The organism is Mycobacterium kyogaense (assembly GCF_036946525.1).
GTDB lineage: Bacteria > Actinomycetota > Actinomycetes > Mycobacteriales > Mycobacteriaceae > Mycobacterium > Mycobacterium kyogaense_A.
In genome coordinates this window covers 130,264-150,989 of sequence record NZ_JAQIIY010000016.1, presented here as the reverse complement: position 1 = coordinate 150,989, position 20,726 = coordinate 130,264, and the positions used below count along the sequence as shown (strand labels likewise).

The 20,726-nt window shown below is 67.7% G+C and carries 21 protein-coding genes; 12 read left to right on the top strand and 9 right to left on the bottom strand.

Annotated features, from left to right (window positions below; genetic code table 11):
• Positions 1–19 precede the first annotated feature (19 nt).
• The 7 genes from PGN37_RS14850 to PGN37_RS14820 all read left to right on the top strand — a co-directional run bounded on the left by PGN37_RS14850 (position 20) and on the right by PGN37_RS14820 (position 6,635).
• A complete protein-coding gene (locus tag PGN37_RS14850) occupies positions 20–598 on the top strand; it encodes a lipid droplet-associated protein (protein ID WP_335331787.1) in 579 nt (192 codons plus the stop codon).
• Positions 595–1,836, top strand: coding sequence for an exodeoxyribonuclease VII large subunit (gene xseA / locus PGN37_RS14845; protein WP_335331786.1), 1,242 nt, complete (start codon positions 595–597; stop codon positions 1,834–1,836). The genes PGN37_RS14850 and xseA overlap by 4 nt, the downstream gene beginning before the upstream one ends.
• Entirely contained in the window at positions 1,833–2,045 is a 213-nt protein-coding gene (locus tag PGN37_RS14840; RefSeq protein WP_335331785.1) for an exodeoxyribonuclease VII small subunit, read from the top strand. The genes xseA and PGN37_RS14840 overlap by 4 nt, the downstream gene beginning before the upstream one ends.
• A gap of 51 nt (positions 2,046–2,096) precedes the next feature.
• The gene (locus PGN37_RS14835; protein WP_335331798.1) at positions 2,097–3,221 is read left to right on the top strand and encodes a 3-beta-hydroxysteroid dehydrogenase; all 1,125 of its coding nucleotides are present in this window, start codon (positions 2,097–2,099) and stop codon (positions 3,219–3,221) included.
• A gap of 89 nt (positions 3,222–3,310) precedes the next feature.
• Positions 3,311–4,852: an arylsulfatase gene (locus PGN37_RS14830; RefSeq protein ID WP_335331784.1), complete on the top strand. Its 1,542-nt coding sequence runs from the start codon at positions 3,311–3,313 to the stop codon at positions 4,850–4,852.
• Positions 4,853–5,749 (top strand): HAD family hydrolase, encoded by an 897-nt coding sequence (locus PGN37_RS14825; RefSeq protein WP_335331783.1) that lies wholly within the window; start codon positions 4,853–4,855, stop codon positions 5,747–5,749.
• Positions 5,742–6,635 (top strand): formylglycine-generating enzyme family protein, encoded by an 894-nt coding sequence (locus PGN37_RS14820; RefSeq protein ID WP_335331782.1) that lies wholly within the window; start codon positions 5,742–5,744, stop codon positions 6,633–6,635. The genes PGN37_RS14825 and PGN37_RS14820 overlap by 8 nt, the downstream gene beginning before the upstream one ends.
• On the opposite strand, the gene PGN37_RS14815 is transcribed toward PGN37_RS14820, so the two are convergent.
• Entirely contained in the window at positions 6,610–7,074 is a 465-nt protein-coding gene (locus PGN37_RS14815) for an SRPBCC family protein (protein WP_335331781.1), read from the bottom strand. The two genes, PGN37_RS14820 and PGN37_RS14815, sit on opposite strands and share 26 nt — an antisense overlap.
• Positions 7,075–7,146: 72 nt before the next feature.
• On the opposite strand from PGN37_RS14815, the gene PGN37_RS14810 reads away from it, so the two are divergent.
• Entirely contained in the window at positions 7,147–7,908 is a 762-nt protein-coding gene (locus PGN37_RS14810; protein WP_335331780.1) for an SDR family NAD(P)-dependent oxidoreductase, read from the top strand.
• A 35-nt stretch (positions 7,909–7,943) separates the two neighbouring features.
• Positions 7,944–9,083 (top strand): AI-2E family transporter, encoded by a 1,140-nt coding sequence (locus tag PGN37_RS14805; RefSeq protein ID WP_335331779.1) that lies wholly within the window; start codon positions 7,944–7,946, stop codon positions 9,081–9,083.
• On the opposite strand, the gene PGN37_RS14800 is transcribed toward PGN37_RS14805, so the two are convergent.
• Both PGN37_RS14800 and PGN37_RS14795 read right to left on the bottom strand, forming a co-directional pair.
• A complete protein-coding gene (locus PGN37_RS14800; RefSeq protein ID WP_335331778.1) occupies positions 9,064–9,861 on the bottom strand; it encodes a dienelactone hydrolase family protein in 798 nt (265 codons plus the stop codon). The two genes, PGN37_RS14805 and PGN37_RS14800, sit on opposite strands and share 20 nt — an antisense overlap.
• A 31-nt stretch (positions 9,862–9,892) precedes the next feature.
• Positions 9,893–10,597, bottom strand: a complete 705-nt coding sequence (locus PGN37_RS14795) for a DUF4245 domain-containing protein (RefSeq protein WP_335331777.1) — start codon at positions 10,595–10,597, stop codon at positions 9,893–9,895.
• 55 nt (positions 10,598–10,652) lie between these two features.
• Here PGN37_RS14795 and glpX point away from each other — a divergent pair, with 55 nt between their 5' ends.
• Positions 10,653–11,681 (top strand): class II fructose-bisphosphatase, encoded by a 1,029-nt coding sequence (gene glpX, locus PGN37_RS14790; protein WP_335331776.1) that lies wholly within the window; start codon positions 10,653–10,655, stop codon positions 11,679–11,681.
• A gap of 45 nt (positions 11,682–11,726) precedes the next feature.
• Entirely contained in the window at positions 11,727–13,133 is a 1,407-nt protein-coding gene (locus PGN37_RS14785; RefSeq protein WP_335331774.1) for a class II fumarate hydratase, read from the top strand.
• Between the two features lie 23 nt (positions 13,134–13,156).
• Here the strand turns inward: PGN37_RS14785 and PGN37_RS14780 are convergent, their stop codons facing one another.
• The 5 genes from PGN37_RS14780 to PGN37_RS14760 all read right to left on the bottom strand — a co-directional run bounded on the left by PGN37_RS14780 (position 13,157) and on the right by PGN37_RS14760 (position 19,240).
• The gene (locus tag PGN37_RS14780; RefSeq protein ID WP_335331773.1) at positions 13,157–14,038 is read right to left on the bottom strand and encodes a polysaccharide deacetylase family protein; all 882 of its coding nucleotides are present in this window, start codon (positions 14,036–14,038) and stop codon (positions 13,157–13,159) included.
• 61 nt (positions 14,039–14,099) lie between these two features.
• Positions 14,100–15,413, bottom strand: coding sequence for a PhoH family protein (locus PGN37_RS14775; RefSeq protein WP_335331772.1), 1,314 nt, complete (start codon positions 15,411–15,413; stop codon positions 14,100–14,102).
• A 212-nt stretch (positions 15,414–15,625) separates the two neighbouring features.
• The gene (locus tag PGN37_RS14770) at positions 15,626–16,453 is read right to left on the bottom strand and encodes an acyl-ACP desaturase (RefSeq protein ID WP_335331771.1); all 828 of its coding nucleotides are present in this window, start codon (positions 16,451–16,453) and stop codon (positions 15,626–15,628) included.
• 64 nt (positions 16,454–16,517) lie between these two features.
• On the bottom strand, positions 16,518–17,981 hold the full coding sequence (locus PGN37_RS14765) for a glycine hydroxymethyltransferase (protein WP_335331770.1): 1,464 nt from the start codon (positions 17,979–17,981) through the stop codon (positions 16,518–16,520).
• Between the two features lie 50 nt (positions 17,982–18,031).
• Positions 18,032–19,240 carry a DUF885 domain-containing protein gene (locus tag PGN37_RS14760; RefSeq protein WP_335331769.1) on the bottom strand — a complete coding sequence of 403 codons (1,209 nt, stop codon included), beginning with the start codon at positions 19,238–19,240 and terminating at the stop codon, positions 18,032–18,034.
• 30 nt (positions 19,241–19,270) lie between these two features.
• Here PGN37_RS14760 and coaA point away from each other — a divergent pair, with 30 nt between their 5' ends.
• Positions 19,271–20,209, top strand: a complete 939-nt coding sequence (coaA, locus tag PGN37_RS14755) for a type I pantothenate kinase (protein ID WP_335331768.1) — start codon at positions 19,271–19,273, stop codon at positions 20,207–20,209.
• Here coaA and PGN37_RS14750 read toward each other — a convergent pair.
• Positions 20,206–20,643 (bottom strand): hypothetical protein, encoded by a 438-nt coding sequence (locus PGN37_RS14750; protein WP_335331767.1) that lies wholly within the window; start codon positions 20,641–20,643, stop codon positions 20,206–20,208. The genes coaA and PGN37_RS14750 overlap by 4 nt on opposite strands.
• Positions 20,644–20,726: the final 83 nt, after the last annotated feature.

The following is a 20,726-nucleotide window of genomic DNA, read 5'->3' as shown; positions in this document are numbered from 1 at the left end:
CCAGCCGTAGGCTGTCGCCATGGCAACTGCACCGTACGGAGTCCGTCTGCTGGTGGGTGCAGCGGTGACCGCGCTCGAGGAAACCCGCAAGCTCCCGCAGACGATCCTGATGTACCCCATGACGATCGCGAGTCAGATCGCGCAGCTGGTCATGAAGATGCAGCAGGACGTCGCGGTCCTGGTGATCAAGGGCGACGAGACTCTCGACACGATGTTCCCGCCCAAGGACGAGCAGCCGGAATGGGCCACCTTCGACGAGGACCAGCCGGGCGCCCAGCAGTCCGAGGCCGACGTCGTTCCGTTGCCGGTGCGCGACGGCGAACGGCTCACCGAGGGACGATTCGCACTGTTCAGCGAGGAACCGGAGACCCCGAACACCACCTCGACCACCACCACCCCGGACTCGGCATCCGACGCCCCCGAGATCGTCGCCGAGATCGACTACCAGAACCTGACGCTGGCCCAGCTTCGCGCCCGCCTGACCTCGCTGCGGATCACGGATCTGGAGACGCTGCTCTCCTACGAGGAGACGACGAAGGCACGCGCCCCGTTCCAGACCCTGCTCGCCAACAGGATCACGCGCGCGTCGGCGAAGTGACCAGCCCCGGGCAGTCGCCGGAGAATCCGTTTCCCGTCCGCGGTGTCGCTATCCGCGTCGCCGGGTGGATCGACAAGCTCGGCGCCGTCTGGGTCGAAGGGCAGATCGCCCAGTTGACGCTGCGGCCCAACTCGAACACGGCGTTCATCACGCTGCGCGATCCCGCCGCCGACATGTCGCTGTCGCTCACGTGCCCTCGCGACCTGGTCACCAATGCGCCGGTGAAGATGACCGACGGCACCCAGGTCATCGTCTACGGCAAGCCGAATTTCTACACCGGGCGCGGCACGTTCTCGTTGCGGGTCAGCGAGATCCGCGCCGTCGGCATCGGCGAGCTGCTGGCCCGCATCGACCGGCTACGCCGCCTGCTCGAGGCCGAGGGCCTGTTCGACGCCCGCCTGAAACGGCCGATCCCGTTCCTGCCGGGCACGATCGGGTTGATCACCGGCCGGGCCTCGGCGGCTGAACACGACATCGTGGCCGTCGCGTCGGCACGTTGGCCCGCGGTGCGTTTCGAGGTGCGCAACACGGTGGTGCAAGGGCCCAACGCGGTGCCCCAGATCGTGGACGCACTCCGAGCGCTCGACGCGGACCCCGAGGTGGACGTCATCGTGCTGGCGCGCGGGGGTGGCAGCGTCGAGGACCTGCTGCCGTTCTCCGACGAGACGCTGTGTCGCGAGATCGCGAAATGCACGACTCCCGTGGTGAGCGCCATCGGTCACGAACCCGACAACCCGCTCTGCGACCTGGTGGCCGATCTGCGGGCCGCCACCCCGACCGATGCGGCCAAGCGCATCGTGCCCGATACGACGGCAGAGCTGGCGTTGGTGGCCGACCTGCGCCGGCGCAGCGCACGGGCGCTGCGGAACTGGGTCAACCGCGAACAGCACACGCTGACGCAGCTGCGCAGCCGGCCGGTGCTGGCCCGCCCGCTGGAGGCGATTGCTGCCAGGGCCGACGAGATCCACCGCGCCCGCCGGGCGGCCCGCCGCGACATCGCCCGCCTGCTCGATGTGGAATCCGACCGGATCGGTCACCTGTCGGCGCGGTTGAGCACACTGGGTCCGGCGGCCACGCTGGCACGCGGCTACGCCGTCGTTCAGACGGTTCCGGACAGTGGCGTGCCACAGGTGCTGCAGTCTGTGGCCGACGCTCCGGCAGGAACGCGGCTGCGTGTGCGCGTGGCCGACGGTGCCGTGACGGCGATCAGTGAAGGTGGGGTGGAGGAGGTCCAATGAAGCCCATTAGCAAGCTCGGCTATGAAGAGGCACGCGACGAACTGATCGAGGTCGTGGCACAGCTCGAGCACGGCGGCTTGGATCTCGATGCGTCGCTGAAACTGTGGGAGCGCGGTGAGGCGCTGGCAAAATGCTGCGAGGAGCACTTAGCTGGGGCGCGTAAACGGGTGGCCGATGCTCTGGCCGCGAGCGACGACGCCGGCGAGTGAACGCAGGACCGCTTGACGGTCGATGCTGGAAAATTGGAACACGTTTCAGTTATTCTGCCCCGCATGGGCGATGCATCGTTGACGACTGAACTGGGCCGGGTCCTGGTCACCGGCGGCTCCGGCTTCGTGGGGGCCAACCTCGTGACCGAACTTCTCGACCGGGGACTGCAGGTGCGCAGCTTCGACCGCGTGGACTCTCCCTTGCCCGCGCACCCGAAGCTCGAGGTCGTCGTGGGAGACATCACCGACACCGCGGACGTCGCCCGCGCCGTCGAGGGCATCGACACCGTGTTCCACACCGCGGCGATCATCGACCTCACGGGCGGCGGGTCGGTCAGCGAGGAGTTTCGGCAGCGCAGCTTCGCGGTCAACGTCACCGGCACGCAGAACCTGGTGCGTGCCGCGCAGCAGGCCGGCACCAAGCGGTTCGTCTACACCGCGTCCAACAGCGTCGTGATGGGTGGCCAGCGCATCTCCGGCGGCGACGAGACACTGCCCTACACCCAACGCTTCAACGACCTCTACACCGAGACCAAGGTGGCGGCCGAGAAGTTCGTGCTGGCCGCCAACGGGGAGAAGGGCTTGCTCACCTGCTCGATCCGGCCGAGCGGCATCTGGGGCCGCGGCGACCAGACGATGTTCCGGCGCGTCTTCGAGAGCGTGCTGGCCGGCCACGTCAAGGTGCTCGTCGGGAGCAAGAACGTCAAGCTGGACAACTCCTACATCGCCAACCTGGTGCACGGCTTCATCCTGGCCGCCGAGCACCTGGTGCCCGGCGGCACCGCGCCCGGCCAGGCCTACTTCATCAACGACGGCGAGCCGATCAACATGTTCGAGTTCTCCCGCCCGGTGGTGGAGGCGTGCGGGCAGCCGTATCCGCGGCTGCGTGTGCCGGGCCGGCTGGTGTGGCTGGCGATGACGTTCTGGCAGTTCCTGCATTTCCGCTTCGGGGCACCCAAGCCGCTGTTGGAACCCCTTGCGGTGGAACGGCTTTACCTCGACAACTACTTCTCGATCGCCAAGGCCGGACGCGACCTCGGTTACCGGCCGCTGTTCACCACCGAGCAGGCGATCGAGCAGTGCCTCCCCTACTACGTCGAACTGTTCGAACGGATGAAGGCCGCCTCCGGCGAGCCTCTGGTGCACGCCGCCGCACCGACACCCCCCGAGGGCTGAACCTCCCGCGGCGATCCCGCCCGAACGGCTGACTCGATGCGGCCACCGTCCTACTCTGCTATTAGGGCGCGGGACTGCAAGGGGGCACCATGCCGAACGGTAAGCCGAATATCCTGGTCATCTGGGGCGATGACATCGGAATCTCGAACCTGAGTTGCTACAGCGACGGCTTGATGGGGTATCGCACCCCGAACATCGACCGAATAGCCAACGAGGGCATGCGATTCACCGATTCCTACGGTGAGCAAAGCTGCACCGCGGGCCGGGCGGCGTTCATCAGTGGGCAAAGCGTCTACCGGACCGGAATGAGCAAGGTGGGCGCTCCCGGATTCGACATCGGTTGGGCCGCCGAGGATCCGACCATCGCCGAGTTGCTCAAACCCCTCGGGTACGCCACCGGTCAGTTCGGCAAGAACCATTTCGGCGACCTGAACAAGTACCTGCCGACCGTGCACGGGTTCGACGAGTTCTTCGGCAACCTCTACCACCTCAACGCCGAAGAGGAACCCGAGCAGTTCGACTATCCGCATGCCGACCAATTCCCTGTGCTCAATGAGTTGGCCAAGCCGCGCGGAGTGTTGAAGTGCTCCGCGACCGACGAGATCTCCACCGCGCCCGACGATCCGAAGTTCGGACCGGTCGGCAAACAGACGATCGAGGACACCGGTCCGCTCACCAAGAAGCGCATGGAAACGATCGACGACGACATCGCCGAAGCCACCGTCGACTACATCCGGCGCCAGCACGCGGCGGGCAATCCGTTCTTCGTGTGGTGCAACTTCACACACATGCACCTGTTCACCCACACCAAGCCGGAGAGCCGCGGACAGGCCGGGCTGTGGCAGTCGCCGTACCACGACACGATGATCGACCACGACCGCAATGTCGGCACCGTGCTCGACACGCTCGACGAACTCGGGATCGCCGACGACACGATCGTCATCTACTCCACCGACAACGGGCCGCACCGCAACACCTGGCCCGACGGCGGCACCACCCCGTTCCGCAGCGAGAAGGACACCAACTGGGAGGGCGCGTTCCGTGTCCCCGAGATGATCCGCTGGCCCGGAAGAATCGCCGCGGGATCGGTGTCGAACGAGATCATCCAGCATCACGATTGGCTGCCCACTCTGCTGGCCGCCGCCGGTGACGCGGACATCAGCGACAAGCTCAAGACCGGACACCGAATCGGCGACCGCGAATTCACGGTCCACATCGATGGTTTCAACCTGCTGCCCTATCTGACCGGAGAGGTCGAACACAGCCCGCGGCGCGGCTTCTTCTACTTCTCCGACGACGGAGATCTCGTCGCGCTGCGATTCGAGAACTGGAAGGTCGTGTTCGCCGAACAGCGCTGTCGGGGCACCATGCAGCTCTGGGCCGAACCGTTCACCCACCTGCGGGTGCCCAAACTGTTCAACTTGCGCACCGATCCGTTCGAGTACGCCGACATCACCTCGAACACCTACTACGACTGGTTCATTCGCCACGACTTCTTCGTCATGTACGCAATCGCCATGGCCACGAAGTTCCTCGAGACGTTCCGCGAATTCCCCCCGCGGCACGCACCGGCCAGCTTCACGATCGACCAGGCGGTCGAGAAGCTCAAAGAGTTCTTGGCGAAGGACTAGATGCTCGAGTCCTGGAACGACGGGGCCGCCAAGACGGCGATCACCGACTTCGTGACGTCGGCCGTCGAGGACGTACGGCCGCAGGAGCGCGTCGCGGTGTTCGACAACGACGGCACGCTGTGGTGCGAGAAGCCGGCCTACATCCAACTCGACTTCCTGGTTCGCAGACTTGCCGCACAAGCCGCAGCCGATCCGTCGCTGGCAGACCAACAGCCCTACCGAGCCGCCGCCGCCGGCGACCTCGCCTGGTTCGGCGACGCAGTCACCGCGCACTACCGGGGTGATGACAGTGCACTCAACGTGCTTGCAGCGGGCATCCTTTCGGCCAACGACGCGATCACCGTCGAGGAGCACGCCGCACGGGTGGAGGAATTCTTCACCGAGGCAGCGCACCCGACGCTGAACCGCCCGTACACGGCGTGCGGTTACGCACCGATGATCGAACTGCTGCGGTATCTCAAGGCCCACGGATTCACCACCTACATCGCATCGGGCGGTGGGCGCGACTTCATGCGTCCGGTGACCGCACGCATGTACGGCATCCCGCCCGAACGGGTGATCGGCAGTTCGGTGGGGCTGATCTACTCCGACGGCCGTCTGGTCACCACCGCGCAACCGGAATTCCTCGACGACGGACCGATGAAGCCGGTCCGCATCTGGGGCCGGACCGGCCGGCGACCGATCTTCGCCGCGGGAAATTCCAACGGAGACATCGAGATGCTCCAGTTCACCGACGAGGGGCCGACCCGCACCCTGTCGATGCTGGTGTGCCACGACGACGACGCGCGCGAATTCGCCTACACCGCAGGCGCCGAACGGCTGCTCGACCATGCGGGCCGGTTCGGCTGGACGACGATCAGCATGAAGAACGACTGGGCGCGTGTGTTCGGTGACTGAGGACCTCGTCTGGATTCCGGCCCAGACCACCATCGTCGGTTCCGACGACCACTACCCCGAAGAGGCACCCGCACACACCGTCACCGTCGACGGCTTCTGGATGCAGCGGCATTCCGTGACCAACGCACAGTTCGCCCAGTTCGTCACCGCGACAGGGTATGTCACCGTCGCCGAACGACCGCTCGATCCGACCGAATTCCCGGGGGCACCTCCGGAGAACCTGGTGCCGGGGTCGATGGTGTTCACCAGGACCACCGGCCCGGTCGATCTACGCCACCTCAGCCAATGGTGGCGGTGGACACCGGGCGCGTGCTGGGACCATCCGCGCGGCGCACGGTCGACGCTGCGGGGGCGCGAGGGACACCCGGTGGTCCACATCGCCTTCGACGACGCCGCCGCCTATGCGCAGTGGGCCGGCCTAAATCTGCCGACCGAGGCAGAATGGGAGGTCGCAGCCCGCGGCGGCCTCCCGCACACGCTCTACACCTGGGGTGACCAACCGGAAAAGCCGCGCGAACGGCTGGCCAACTACTGGCATGGGGAATTCCCCTATCTGCCTGACACCGGCTACGGCCAGACCACACCGGTCGGCTCGTTCCCCGCCAACGGCTACGGCCTCCACGACATGGCCGGCAATGTCTGGGAATGGACGACCGACTGGTACGGCGACACGCGGGATCGACAGGTGTGCTGCGCCGCCGATTCCTACGACCCGCGCCAACCCCAGTTCGCGGTTGCGCGCCGGGTGATCAAGGGCGGCTCGTACCTGTGCGCCGACAGCTACTGCATGCGCTATCGGCCGGCTGCCCGCAGACCCCAGCAGGTCGACACCGGCACGAGCCACCTCGGCTTTCGATGTGTCAGGCGCTCTCCGCCGATTCCTTGATCGCCGCCAGCGTCGCCGGGATGCCGGTACGGGCTGCCTCGCTGCGCTTCGCGACCTCCTCGTCGGCGGCATCACCGAAACGCTCCCGGAACCCCTCGAGCCCGGCCGGCAGGAACTGCCAGTGCTCGGTGAGCCGGGTGCCGTCGCCGTCGGGCTCGAAGGAGTACCCCCAGCGCACCCAGCCGTTGTTGACCTCCCACGCGAATTCGCGACCCGGGTCAGCGGCCACCACCTGGCTTCGCGTCTCCCACGTCCGTTCGGGGAGAACGTTGCGGCCGGTGAACCACGCCCCGACGCGTGGGCCGTCGCCATCGTCCCACCAGCAGGCCTTGCAGATCGGACTCCATGAGCCCATGTTCGTCACGTCGGACACCAGCGCATAGAGCTGATCCGGCGGCACGGCCACCGAAATCGACTCGGATCTCTGCAATTCGGTCACGATCGTGAGTCTGCCAGCCGGGAATCCGACGGCGCTATTGCGTTTTCGGTGCCCAGGTGTGACGTTGTCACGATGGCCGAGCGCGTCGCTGTGATCGTCGGAGGAGCCTCGGGCATCGGATGGGCGAGCGCGCAGGCGCTATCCGCCGAGGGATGCCGCGTCGTCGTGGCCGACCGCGACGAGGCTGCCGCCACCGAGCGCGCCGCCACGCTGGGTGAGCCGCACACCTCGGCGTGGGTCGATGTCGCCGACGAACCATCTGTGGAACGCCTTTTCGACGACATCGGCACCCTCGACATCGCGGTGAATTGTGCGGGCTTCAGCAACATCGGACTGATCACCGAGATGCCCGCCGAGGACTTCCGCGCGGTGATCGACGTGTGCCTGGTGGGCGCGTTCCTGGTGACCAAGCACGCCGGCCGGCACCTGCGCGAAGGTGGCTCCCTGGTGCAGATCAGCTCGCTCAACGGCCGCCAGCCCGCGGCAGGCATGAGCGCGTACTGCGCCGCCAAGGCTGGCCTGTCGATGCTGACCCAGGTGGCCGCCCTCGAGATGGGCCCCCGCGGTATCCGCGTCAACGCGGTGGCGCCGGGGTTCGTCGACACGCCGCTGACCGCGCCGGCGGCCTCGATACCCGGTGTCCTCGACGACTACGTCGACAACACCGCACTCGGCCGGGCCGGCACCCCGGCCGACATCGCCAATGCCGTTGTCTACCTCTGTGATCCGCGGTCGTCCTGGCTCACCGGCGAAGTGCTCGACATCAACGGCGGGGCGCACCTGAAGCGCTATCCGGACCTCCTCGGGCACGTGACTCGGCTCATCGAACAGTGACCCACACCGGCCCCGCTGGCTTCAGCGTCAGGCAGATGCGCGCGCTGGCCGTCGCCACCGTGGCCGCCCTCGGGTTCGGCGCGTACTTCCTGCGCAGCTACTTCCTGCTGATCGCGGTGGCCGCGGTGCTGGCCTTCCTGTTCAGCCCGCTGTACCAGCGGCTACGGGCGAGGATGAACACCGGGTTGTCCGCGACCGTGACGCTGCTGGCCGCCGTCGCCACGGTGGTGATCCCTTTGTCGGGGGTGATCGCGCTGGCCGTCCTGCAGATCAGCGAGATGGTGACGAGCATCGGCCGGTGGGCTGAACAGACCGATTTCACCGCGCTGGCGCAGCGACTGCTCAATTCCGCGAACGAGGTGCTGGCGCGCATCCCGTTCGTGAACATCACGCTGACAGAGGAGTCGGTGCGCGACGCCGCGACCAAAGTCGGGCAGGGCGCAGGGCAGTTCGCACTGGACTTCGCCCGCGATTCGGTGGGCAGCATCGCGGCCACCGTCACCGGACTCGTGATCTTCCTGTACGTGTTCCTCGCGTTGCTCACCAACGGCGGCAAGGTAGCCGATCTCTTCCGCGACCTCAACCCGTTGGGCCGTGAGGTGTCCGACATCTACCTGGCCAAGATCGGCGCGATGGTGTCAGCAACGGTCAAGGGCCAGTTCATCATCGCGGTGTGCCAGGGGCTGGCCGGTGCGGTCTCGATCTACGTCGCCGGGCTGCACGACGGGTTCTTCATGTTCTTGATCTTCCTGACCGCGCTGTCGTTCATCCCGCTGGGCAGCGGCATCGTCACGATCCCGCTCGGCATCGGCCTCGCCGTCTTCGGGAACGTGGCCGGCGGCGTGTTCATCGTGGTGTTCCACATCCTCGTGACCACCAGCATCGACAACCTGCTGCGCCCGTTCCTGGTGCCGAAGAGCGCTCACCTGCACCCTGCGCTGATGCTGCTGGCGGTGTTCGCCGGACTCAAGATGTTCGGCTTCTGGGGCATCGTGCTGGGACCGGTGCTGATGATCGTCATCGTGACGACGATCAGCGTCTACCTCGCCGTGGACAAGGGCGCGCCGCTGGATTCGGTCACCGGCACCCGCGGCGATCCGCCCGACGACGAGAAAGACACACCATGGTGGAAGCGGCTGCTTCCCGCCCGGGCACTCAGGTCAGGCGGGCCGTGAGGAACTCGACGACCCGCTTGCGTGCCTCGTAGGCCGGCTGGCCGTCGACCTCGCGAACCTGATCGGTGAGCACCGAGTGCGCCATCCGGCCGAAGCCGTCGGGGTTGCCCTTCTTGGAGTTGATCTCGATACATTCGAACGCATCACCGAGGCGGTTCTTCAACGTGGTGAACCGCTCCCCCGGTGACATCGCGTCCTCGCTGAACCGCAGACCCATCACGCACAGGCCCTCGTTCTTGGCGCGCGCCTCTATGGTCGCCATCTCGGATTCGGAGACGCCGGGATCGCGTTTGTGCTTGAGCGTCAACGCAAGCGGAACCGACGGCTGACTCATCACCGGGGCGAGGACGCTGTCGTCGACAGCTGCCGCCAAGGCGAAGCCTCCCGTGAAGCACTGCCCGATGACGCCCACGCCCTTGCCGGGCGTCTTCGCGTTGAGATCACGGGCGAGCGCCCGCAGGTAGTGCGCGACCGGCCGGTCGGCGTTGGTCGTCAACGCCGCGAACTCCTTGGCCACACACCCCTTCAGCAGAACCGGAATCGCGCCGGGACGCAGCGCGGGCGCACCAGGGGTACCGAACAGCGACGGCGCGGCCACCGTGAAGCCGTTGTCCACCAGGTGATTACCGAGCGCGAGCACACCGGGGTGCAGGCCGGGCATCTCGGGGATCAGCACGACGCCAGGCCCCTCGCCCTTGCGGTAGACGTCATGGGTGTAGCCGGCGGCGGTGAACGGCTCGGCGACCCATCCCGACAGGTCTGCAACAGGGAAGGTCATGACGTCTCCGTAGTTGGGTCAGGTGAGTCGGTCAGGTCACGCTCAGCGGCTGCTGAGACTGCGTCGCAGCGGCCAGCGTACGGTACTCGTCTGTACCTGCGGCGCCGCGCAGCGCGAGTTGCGCGGGTCCGGTCGGACCGCGGACCTGCGCGGTCCACACCGGCTCGGCGGGCCGGCCGTCCTGCTCGCCGCCCTGGTAGACGACCCACCGGACGCCGTCGACGTCCTCGGTGCCCGTCGGCACCAGTTCAGGGCTGAACGAGGCGATCAACTTGTCCTCGTCGGCGTTGCTCTGCGTAAGGCTCAGGTACATGCCGCTCGGTGCCAGGTAGCCGATGGTGGACGCCACCGCACGCACCGGCTGACCGGTCTGCGGATCGGTGCGGCCCCCCTCGATGCCCTTGCGGCTGCCCGAATTGGCCCGCCAGTCACGCGGCAACTGCGGCACCCGGATCGGGATCTTCAACGTGTCCGCGTCGGCCTGCAGGGCGGCCTGGGCGTCGTAGTCGGGGGTGGGGCCGGCGCCGGGACCCGTCGGCGCGAACGAGCACATGCCGAGCACGCCCGCCAGCACGACGCAGGCCACCACCAGCGGACCGATCGACCAGAACATGTCGCGCCCGTCCTGCAAGAGCCGAGACTTTGCGGGCTTGGCGATGGGCACCGCGTACCCGGCCGCAGCGGGTTCGGCGCCCTCACTGCCTGCGGGCTGGCCGGGGTCGGGCGGCGTGGTCATGACTGCCAGTATCCCAGCTCCCGATCGGTGGCCCGCTAATGGGACAATCTGGCCCATGACGCAATCGAGGCGGGAAGCCCCCGACCGCAACCTGGCCCTGGAACTCGTGCGAGTCACCGAGGCCGGCGCGATGGCGGCGGGCCGCTGGGTGGGACGCGGGGACAAAGAGGGCGGCGACGGTGCCGCGGTCGACGCGATGCGCGAGTTGGTGAATTCGGTGTCGATGCGTGGCGTGGTCGTCATCGGCGAGGGCGAGAAGGACAACGCCCCGATGCTCTACAACGGCGAAGAGGTCGGCAACGGCGACGGGCCCGACTGCGACTTCGCGGTCGATCCGGTCGACGGCACCACGCTGATGAGCAAGGGCATGCCGAACGCCATCTCCGTGCTCGCTGTGGCCGAGCGCGGCGCGATGTTCGATCCGTCGGCTGTGTTCTACATGCACAAGATCGCGGTCGGCCCCGACGCCGCCGACGTCATCGACATCAACGCGCCGATCGCCGAGAACATCAGGCGGGTCGCGAAGATCAAGAACTCCAGCGTGCGCGACCTGACGGTGTGCATCCTGGACCGCCCGCGCCATCACCAGCTGATGGACGACGTCCGCGAGGCGGGGGCCCGTATCCGGCTGATCTCCGACGGCGACGTCGCCGGCGCGATCGCCGCGTGCCGGCCCGGGTCGGGCACCGACATGCTGGTCGGTATCGGTGGCACCCCGGAGGGCATCATCGCCGCGGCGGCGATTCGCTGTATGGGCGGCGCCATCCAGGCGAAGTTGGCACCCAAGGACGACGAGGAGCGGCAGAAGGCCCTCGACCGCGGCCACGACCTGAACCGGGTCCTGCGCACCGAGGACCTGGTGTCCGGCGAGAACGTCTTCTTCTGCGCGACCGGCGTCACCGACGGCGATCTGCTCAAGGGCGTGCAGTACTACGGCGGCGGCTGCACCACGCAGTCGATCGTGATGCGCTCGAAGTCGGGCACGGTCCGGATGATCGAGGCCTATCACCGGCTGTCCAAGCTCAACGAATACTCGGCGGTCGACTTCACCGGAGACACGTCCGCCGCCTATCCCCTGCCGTAACCACCATCCCCGGACCCATCCCCGACAGACACGAACAGGAAGCGAATGAGCGACAACGAGGTCGAATACCGCATCGAGCACGACACGATGGGCGAGGTCAGGGTGCCGAAGAGCGCGCTGTGGCGGGCTCAGACCCAGCGCGCGGTGGAGAACTTCCCGATTTCGTTCCGGCCGTTGGAGCGCACCCAGATTCGCGCGCTCGGGCTCCTCAAAGGTGCCTGCGCACAGGTCAACAAGGACCTGGGGCTGCTGGCGCCGGAGAAGGCCGACGCGATCATCGCCGCCGCGGCGGAGATCGCCGACGGCCAGCACGACGACCAGTTTCCGATCGACGTGTTCCAGACGGGCTCGGGTACCAGCTCGAACATGAACGCCAACGAGGTCATCGCCAGCATTGCGGCGGCGAACGGCGTCACGGTGCACCCGAACGACGACGTCAACATGTCGCAGAGCTCCAACGACACCTTCCCCACCGCGACACACATCGCGGCGACCGAAGCCGCTGTGCGCCATCTCATTCCGGCGCTGGAAGTGCTGCACGAGTCGCTCGACGGCAAGGCCCGGCAGTGGCGGACCACGGTCAAGTCGGGCCGTACGCACCTGATGGACGCAGTCCCCGTCACGCTGGGCCAGGAGTTCGGCGGGTACGCCCGTCAGATCCAGGCCGGCATCGAACGGGTCAAGGCGACGCTGCCCCGCCTCGGTGAGCTCGCGATCGGCGGCACCGCCGTCGGTACCGGCCTCAACGCCCCGGACGGGTTCGGGGAGAAGGTCGTCGACGTGCTCGTCGACCAGACCGGCATCGCCGAATTGCGGCCTGCCGTGGACCATTTCGAGGCGCAGGCGGCACGCGACGGGTTGGTCGAGGCGTCGGGTGCGCTGAAGACCATCGCCGTGTCGCTGACCAAGATCGCCAACGACATCCGCTGGATGGGTTCGGGACCGCTGACCGGGCTCGGTGAGATCCAGCTGCCCGATCTGCAGCCCGGCAGCTCGATCATGCCCGGCAAGGTGAATCCTGTTCTGCCCGAGGCGGTCACGCAGGTGGCCGCGCAGGTGATCGGCAACGACGCCGCCGTCACCGTCGGCGGTCTCTCCGGCGCGTTCGAGCTGAACGTGTACATCCCGATGATGGCGCGCAACATCCTCGAGTCGTTCACGCTGCTGGCGAATGTGTCGAAGCTCTTCGCCGAGAAGTGCATCGACGGTCTGATCGCCCACGAGGAGCACCTGCGTGAGCTGGCCGAGTCGTCCCCGTCGATCGTGACGCCGCTGAACTCGGCGATCGGTTACGAGGAGGCCGCCAAGGTGGCCAAGCAGGCGCTCAAGGAGAAGAAGACGATCCGCCAGACGGTCATCGACCGTGGCCTGATCGGCGACAAGCTCTCCGAAGAGGAGCTCGACAAGCGTCTCGACGTGCTGAAGATGGCGAAGGTTCGCGACGGACAGTAGGGCTTTTCCGCCGGGTGGGGCCCCTACGCGCCGTTGTTCGGGCCGCCCGAGTTCTGGTCCGCGATGTCGGTGATCGGGAAGTTCGGCATCGGCGCGGGTGACGGCGTCGCCGGCAGCGCCGGGATCTGATCGGGCGGCAGGTCGACGAGACCGTTGACCGGCGGGCCGTTCTCGCGGCTGCCGTACACCGTGCCGGGCTGCCGCGGTCCGAGCATCCGGCTCACCGTCACCATGTGGTAGCCGTTGGCCTTGAGCACCGGGAGGAACTGCTCGACCAGATCGACGGTCGAGGAGTAGGTGTCGTGCATCAGCACCACCGAATTGGGTTGGATCTGACTCATCAACAGCGCGCGGGTGGCGGCGGTGTTGGAGTCGTTGGCCCAGTCGAACGGGATGACGTCCCAGTTGATGTCGGCCAGTCCCTGGCGGCCGGCCTCGGCGAGCACGGCGTCGTTGACCAGCCCGCCGGCGGTGCGCGACAACGTGGGTCGCACTCCGGTGGCCGCGACGATCGCGTCGACGCCCTTGCTGAACTGTGCAGCGATGTCCTGCGGCGGGATCGTCGTCATGTTCGGGTGTTCCCAGGTGTGGGTGCCGATCTCCATGCCGGCGTCGGCGATCCGCTTGGCACCGGCCGGGTTGGCCGCCACCTTGTTGCCGATCAGGAAGAAGGTGGCATCGACGTTGTTGGCGCGCAGGATCGACAGCAACCGGTCGGTGAAGGGGGTCGGCCCGTCGTCGAAGGTCAGCGCTACGCACTTGACCTGCGCACAGTCCACGTCGTCGGCGTTGGCGGGGCGGACGTGTCCGGTGAGGCCACCGATCACGAGGACGACCACCGCGGCGGCCGTTCCGAGGACGGTTCGGCCATAACGCCAGGTCACGCTGTCGGGACGCCTTCGCACGTCGGGCAGCCTACCGCGCGAATCTGGCACGCCGCCCAACGTGCGGCGTGCCAGACCACGCTCACGGCAGGGCGCCGGGGCTGATTTCCTCGAGCATCTCGGTGACCAGCGCCGCGATCGGCGACCGTTCGCTGCGCAGCAGTGTGATGTGAGCGAACAGCGGGTGTCCCTTGAGCTTCTCGATCACGGCGGCGACACCGTCATGCCGACCCACCCGCAGGTTGTCCCGCTGCGCGACGTCGTGGGTGAGTACCACCCGCGAGCCGCTGCCCAGCCGCGACAGCACGGTGAGCAGCACGTTGCGCTCCAGCGACTGCGCCTCGTCGACGATCACGAAGGAGTCGTGCAGCGACCGGCCACGGATGTGGGTCAGCGGGAGCACCTCGAGCATGCCGCGCGAGAGCACCTCGTCGAGCACCGCCGGGGACGCCAGCCCTTCGAGCGTGTCGAAGACGGCCTGCGCCCAGGGCCCCATCTTGTCGCTCTCACTGCCGGGCAGGTAGCCCAGATCCTGACCGCCGACGGCGTACAGCGGCCGGAAGACCACGACCTTGCGCTGTGTGCGCCGCTCGAGCACCGCTTCCAGACCGGCACACAGGGCCAGCGCGGACTTGCCGGTGCCGGCCTTGCCGCCGAGTGACACGATGCCGACGGACTCGTCGAGCAGCAGATCCAGGGCTACGCGTTGTTCGGCTGACCTTCCCCGGAGGCCGAACACTTCGCGGTCACCACGGACCAGCTGCACCCGCTTGTCGGCGTTGACCCGACCCAGAGCGTGAGAGTTGCTGCCCAGCAACCGAATTCCGGTGTGGCACGGCAGGTCGCGGGCGGACTCGAGGTCGATCTCGCCCTCGGCGAACAGCGCGTCGACGTCCTCGCCTCCCACCTCGAGCTCCGCCATCCCGGTCCAGCCGGACGTCACGACGTCCTGGGCGTGGTACTCGTCGGCGAGCAGGCCCACCGCGCCGGCCTTGACCCGCAGCGGAATGTCCTTGCTGACCAACGTAACTCGTTTGCCCTCGGCCGCCAGGTTGGCGGCGACCGTCAGGATCCGGGTGTCGTTGTTCTCGGTGCGGAATCCCGACGGCAGCACCGACTGGTCGCTGTGGTTCAGTTCGACGTTGAGCGTTCCACCTTCTGTGCCAATGGGTATCGGCTGATCGAGCCGTCCGTGTTCCAGCCGCAGATCGTCGAACATGCGCAGAGCCTGGCGGGCGAACCAGCCCAGTTCGTGGTGATGGCGTTTCGCCTCGAGTTCGCTGATCACCACCAGCGGAACCACGACCTCGTGCTCGGCGAACCTCGTGATGGCCCAAGGGTCGGACAACAGGACAGAGGTGTCGAGAACGTAGGTCCGGACGGGAGAATCGATCACGTAGCGCTCCTCGAGGCTGCGCGAGTTCGCGGAGCCCCGACGCGAACATCTCGGTGGACGCGGGCGCGGCCGAAAGGACCGGGGCCGGTCCTTTCGTCGAAACGATTCGGACCGCCCGGACAGCAGAGCAATTCGCTAGCCATCGAAAACGACGCTACTCCCGCGCGACCATCCGCGCCGGGCAGGCGCGCCGGATCGAAACGGCGGCCCCGTTACGAGCTGATGAACTCCGAGAGACGCGGCTCGTCGGTCAACCCCCACGCCGCGATCGAGTCGGCGACGACCTGCCGCAGCGCGGCCCGATCGAAGATGCCGGCCTCGGCGACCGTGGCCACCTTGTCGGTGTAGGCGTCGATGTCGCCGCCGACGACGTCGAGCGCCGCAGCCCGCGTGGCGATCGCGTCGACGGTCTCGTCGCGCAGGGCGCTCACGCAGTGCGCCACCAGGTTGGTGAAGAACTCGGCGTGGCGTTCTTCGTCGCCGGCGATCTTGCCGATCAGGTCACGCAGCACCGGCTCGTCGGTCTGGGCGGCCAGGTTGCGGCAGAACACGGCGTGGGCTCGCTCCCACATCGCCATGAACGCGAGCGTCTCGATCTGGCTGTAGCTGTCGGCGCGGTAGCCCTTCATCACGTGCTCGACGCGCACGTCCTCGTTGGCCGACGGGTCGACCTCACGGGTGACGACGAGGTAGTTGCGCAGCACGACGGCGTGCAGGTGCTCCTCGGCGGTCCACCGGCCGAGCCAGCGCCCCCACTTGTCCTCGAGGATGAAGTGCTCGACCAGCTCGCGGTGATACCCGGCGAGGTTGTCCTTGGTGATCAGCAGGATCTCGACGGCGTCGGTGACCTTCTTGGGCAGCGTGACGTCCGAGGGCTCCCAATCGCGGCCGCCGAGGAACGCGAAGTTCTCGCCCTGGTCGAAGGGCACATAGTCGTGAGCGAACCACGCGTCCTCGGTGTCGAGGTGACGCCGCAGCTGCTCCTTGACGACGGGCTCGAGTTCGAGGGTCAGCGCATTAGCGACAGGTTTCTGTGCCATGCGGTTACAGTAACCCAATTCTGTGGGGATCGTAAAATTCCCCGGTCGTGTCGCGGGCCTCGTGTCAGAGGGTCAGACCCGGGTACAGCGGGTTGGCCTCCAGCAGCTCGGCGGCGGCCGCGCGCACGCGGTCTGCGGTGCCGTCGGCCAGCGTGTACTTGGCCTTCGACGGTCCGTTCGGTCCCGCGGCAGGTGAGGTGTTGGACAGCACTTCGACGACCAGCTCGGCCACGCGGTCGAACTCGTCGGCGCCAAAACCGCGCGTGGTCAGCGCGGGGGTGCCGAAGCGGATACCGCTGGTGTACCAGGCGCCGTTCGGGTCCGCCGGGATCGCGTTGCGGTTGGTGACGATGCCGGAGTCCAGCAGCGCCGATTCGGCCTGCCGGCCCGTCAGCCCGAACGACGTGACGTCGAGCAGCACCAGGTGGTTGTCGGTGCCGCCGGTGACCAACGAGGCGTCGCGCTTGACGAATCCGTCGGCCAGCGACTGCGCGTTGTCGGCGACGGCCTGCGCGTAGGTGCGGAATTCGGGCTGGCGGGCCTCGGCCAACGCGACGGCCTTGGCGGCCATCACGTGCGAGAGCGGTCCGCCGAGCACCATCGGGCAGCCCTTGTCGACCGCCGGCGCGTACTCCTCGGTGGCCAGCACCAGGCCACCACGCGGGCCGCGCAGCGACTTGTGCGTCGTCGTCGTCACCACGTGCGCGTGCGGCACGGGATCCTCGTCACCGGTGAACACCTTGCCCGCCACCAGACCGGCGAAGTGCGCCATGTCGACCATCAACGTCGCGCCCACCTCGTCAGCGATCTCGCGCATCTTGGCGAAGTTCACGCGGCGCGGGTAGGCCGAGTACCCGGCGACCAGGATCAGCGGCTTGAACTCGCGCACCGCCGCGGCGACGGCGTCGTAGTCGATGAACCCCGTCTCCGGGTTGGTGCCGTACTGGCGCTGGTGGAACATCTTGCCCGAGATGTTGGGCCGGAACCCGTGGGTGAGATGCCCGCCGGTGTCCAGCGACATGCCCATCAGCTTCTGGTTGCCCAGCTTGGCGCGCAGCGTCTCCCAGTCCGCTTCGGACAGGTCGTTGATGTGCTTCGAGCCGAGCTCGGCCAGGCCCGGCGTCTCGACCCGGGTGGCCAGGATCGCCCAGTAGGCGACCAGGTTCGCGTCGATGCCCGAGTGCGGCTGGGCGTAGGCGTAGGACGCCCCGAACAACTCGCGGGCGTGCTCGGCGGCCAGCGCCTCGACCGTGTCGACGTTCTGGCAGGCCGCGTAGAAGCGGTGCCCGACGGTGCCCTCGGCGTACTTGTCGGAGAACCAGGTGCCCATCGTCAGCAGCACGGCCGGCGAGGCGTAGTTCTCGCTGGCGATCAGCTTGAGCGAATGCCGTTGGTCGTCGAGCTCTTTGCGGGTGGCCTCGGCGATGCGCGGTTCCACGCTCTCGATCACCCGCAGGGCGGCGCGGTAGGCCTCGCTCGCGGTGTCGGCGTATTCGATGCCCTGACCTTTGGCGGAGGTGGCAGTCATGCCGTCGAGCCTAGTCGGCGACGGGCCCGCCCGGAAAACCCGGCGGCGGCTCAGGCGGCCCGCAGCGACGACGGGATCAGCGGTTCGTCGAGCAGGGTGGTGAACCGCTGGGTCAGCGTGACGCCGTCGGGCCGGTCGTCGAGCCAACCGCGCAGCAGCCGATAGCCCTCGACGTAGGTGCTGGTGTAGGCCCGCCACAGCGGCGAGGACAGGAACCGCAGCATCTGGCGGGCGCGCTCGTCGTCGACGAGCAGCCAACGCTTCAGGAACGCGACGACGTCGTCGACGTCGCGGTGCTCGTCGTGCAGCATCAGCGCGGCGTCCTGGCGGACATCGGCCAGCGCGGCCGTCGCCTCCGAGATCGTCTCGGCCCGCGCCCCGTCGAACCGCAGGCCCAGGTCGGCGTAGATCTCGGCGGCCCAACTCCCCCAGCCCGACCCGACGGCAGCGTACAAAGCCAGGTCGGCCAGCCCCTCTGCCATCAGGCACTGCGGCGTGTTGACCAGGAAGATCGTCTGCTCGGCCTGCCCTTTGCCCTCGACGAGCCCGGCCTCCTTGCGGCAGTGCTCGGTGTGGTGGCCGGGGTAGGACTCGTGGGCGACCAGCCGCGGCAGATTCGCCATCTGCTGCTTGAGGTCGGCGTTGACCGCGACCGTGGACCGGTAGTCACCGAGGTAGTAGTTGAATCCCGACCACGGCTTGTCCGTGACCACCTCGTAGGTGATGGTCTCGCGCTCCGGCAGCGGGAACGTCGCGCGGACCCGGTCGCGCAGGGCACTGGAGAAGGCGTGGATGGCCTCTTCCAGACGAGCGGGCGGGATCTCCTCGGCCGCGCGGTGGGCGGAGATCCGGTCGGCCAGCGGGCCGGTGCCTCCGAGCGCATCGTCGAGCTTCGCGTGCGCCTCGCGATAGCGCTCCGGGTCACCCTTGGCGATGCGCACATCGAAGTACGCCTCGACCTCGTCGACGAACCCCACCTTCTCGCCCGCGAACGTGCGGGCCGCGCACTCGAGGGCGCGCAGATGCGCACCGACGAACGCGGCGCGATCGGCGTCGAGGCCCGCGGGCAGTTCGCCGAGCAACCGGCGCGCGTCACGCGCGAGGTCGGCGGGGTCGGGCGCGGGCTCGTCGGCCACCGCGCGGCGCAATGCGGGGTCCCCGGTGAACGAGTCGACGTAGCCCTCTTCGATGCGGTCGAACCGCAACCCGAGCATCAGGTAGTCGCGCACCAGGGACTCAGAACCAGTACCGGCGTCCATGGCCACCACGCTAACTGCAACACTGTGCCCATGGCTCGGCTGAGCGAACCCAGCCCCTATGTGGAGTTCGACCGACGGCAGTGGCGGGGACTGCGGATGTCCACGCCACTGAAGCTGACCGAGGACGAACTCGTCAGGTTGCGGGGTCTCGGCGAGAAGATCGACCTGCTCGAGGTCGAAGAGGTCTACCTTCCGCTGGCCCGGTTGATCCACCTGCAGGTGGCGGCGCGGCAGGCGCTGTTCGACACCACCGCCGACTTCCTCGGGGAACCGCAGCAGAATCCAGACCGGCCTGTCCCATTCGTCATCGGCGTGGCCGGCAGCGTCGCTGTCGGTAAGTCGACCACGGCGCGCGTGCTGCAGGCACTGCTCGCCCGCTGGGAACACCACCCCCGGGTGGATCTGGTCACCACCGACGGTTTCCTCTACCCCAACGCCGAGCTGTCGCGCCGAAACCTGATGCATCGCAAGGGTTTTCCCGAGTCTTACGATCGCCGGGCGCTGATGCGCTTCGTCACCGCGGTCAAGTCGGGTGTCGACGCCGCGTGCGCCCCTGTGTACTCACATCTGCTCTACGACATCGTGCCGAGCGAGAAGCAGATCATCGCGCACCCCGACATCCTGATCCTGGAGGGTCTCAACGTCCTGCAGACCGGGCCCGCGCTGATGGTGTCGGACCTCTTCGACTTCTCGGTCTACGTCGACGCCCGCATCGAGGACATCGAGGAGTGGTACATCTCGCGGTTCCTGTCGATGCGGGCCGGGGCGTTCGCCGACCCGGCCTCGCACTTCCACCACTACTCCACGCTGACCGACGAGCAGGCCGTCTTCGCCGCCCGCGACATCTGGCATTCGATCAACCGCCCCAACCTGATCGACAACATCCTGCCGACCCGCCCGCGCGCCACGCTGGTGCTGCGCAAGGACGCGGATCACTCGATCAACCGGCTGCGGCTGCGCAAGCTCTAGCCGCGAGCGGAGATCCGGCGCACGCCCTGGAACTGCAGTTCGGCCATCACCAGCGTGTAGACACCCGTCCCGAGAACCAACGCCACCCCGGCGGTGGTCAGCGGCCACACCCCGGCCAGCACCACGACGACAGTCGCGACGCTGAACAGCAGGTTGCCGGCGGCCAGCACCGCCCCCGCCGTGCGGATCCGCGGCCGTGCCGCGAACACCAGCACCACGACGGCGAACAGGACGAAGGACGCACCCGTCGCGTACTCGATCGTGGGCGTCGTCCCCGACACCCGGGCGACCGTCGGAGCGAGGGCCAGCAGCGCGACTCCGCTGAGGCCGCTGCACACGGCGTCGGCGCGCATCGCGAAGCGCAGCAGCGAGTCACTTTCCGCGCCGAGGCGGGAGGACACAGCGCCGAGGCGGGACGAAACGGTGGCGGTCATGAGGGATTCCTTTCCGAAGGACCGGTACCGGAGCCGACGCCGTAACCTCTTCCGACGGCGACTCCGGTCCCAGCCATGAGGGG

What these genes read in the sequence shown, in the direction of transcription:
- PGN37_RS14850 (WP_335331787.1), top strand. Translation starts at nt 20, where the DNA reads ATGGCAACTGCACCGTACGGAGTCCGTCTGCTGGTGGGTGCAGCGGTG.
- PGN37_RS14840 (WP_335331785.1), top strand. Translation starts at nt 1,833, where the DNA reads ATGAAGCCCATTAGCAAGCTCGGCTATGAAGAGGCACGCGACGAACTG.
- PGN37_RS14830 (WP_335331784.1), top strand. Translation starts at nt 3,311, where the DNA reads ATGCCGAACGGTAAGCCGAATATCCTGGTCATCTGGGGCGATGACATC.
- PGN37_RS14825 (WP_335331783.1), top strand. Translation starts at nt 4,853, where the DNA reads ATGCTCGAGTCCTGGAACGACGGGGCCGCCAAGACGGCGATCACCGAC.
- PGN37_RS14810 (WP_335331780.1), top strand. Translation starts at nt 7,147, where the DNA reads ATGGCCGAGCGCGTCGCTGTGATCGTCGGAGGAGCCTCGGGCATCGGA.
- PGN37_RS14805 (WP_335331779.1), top strand. Translation starts at nt 7,944, where the DNA reads ATGCGCGCGCTGGCCGTCGCCACCGTGGCCGCCCTCGGGTTCGGCGCG.
- PGN37_RS14800 (WP_335331778.1), bottom strand. Translation starts at nt 9,861, where the DNA reads ATGACCTTCCCTGTTGCAGACCTGTCGGGATGGGTCGCCGAGCCGTTC.
- PGN37_RS14795 (WP_335331777.1), bottom strand. Translation starts at nt 10,597, where the DNA reads ATGACCACGCCGCCCGACCCCGGCCAGCCCGCAGGCAGTGAGGGCGCC.
- glpX (WP_335331776.1), top strand. Translation starts at nt 10,653, where the DNA reads ATGACGCAATCGAGGCGGGAAGCCCCCGACCGCAACCTGGCCCTGGAA.
- PGN37_RS14785 (WP_335331774.1), top strand. Translation starts at nt 11,727, where the DNA reads ATGAGCGACAACGAGGTCGAATACCGCATCGAGCACGACACGATGGGC.
- PGN37_RS14770 (WP_335331771.1), bottom strand. Translation starts at nt 16,453, where the DNA reads ATGGCACAGAAACCTGTCGCTAATGCGCTGACCCTCGAACTCGAGCCC.
- PGN37_RS14765 (WP_335331770.1), bottom strand. Translation starts at nt 17,981, where the DNA reads ATGACTGCCACCTCCGCCAAAGGTCAGGGCATCGAATACGCCGACACC.
- PGN37_RS14760 (WP_335331769.1), bottom strand. Translation starts at nt 19,240, where the DNA reads ATGGACGCCGGTACTGGTTCTGAGTCCCTGGTGCGCGACTACCTGATG.
- coaA (WP_335331768.1), top strand. Translation starts at nt 19,271, where the DNA reads ATGGCTCGGCTGAGCGAACCCAGCCCCTATGTGGAGTTCGACCGACGG.
- PGN37_RS14750 (WP_335331767.1), bottom strand. Translation starts at nt 20,643, where the DNA reads ATGACCGCCACCGTTTCGTCCCGCCTCGGCGCTGTGTCCTCCCGCCTC.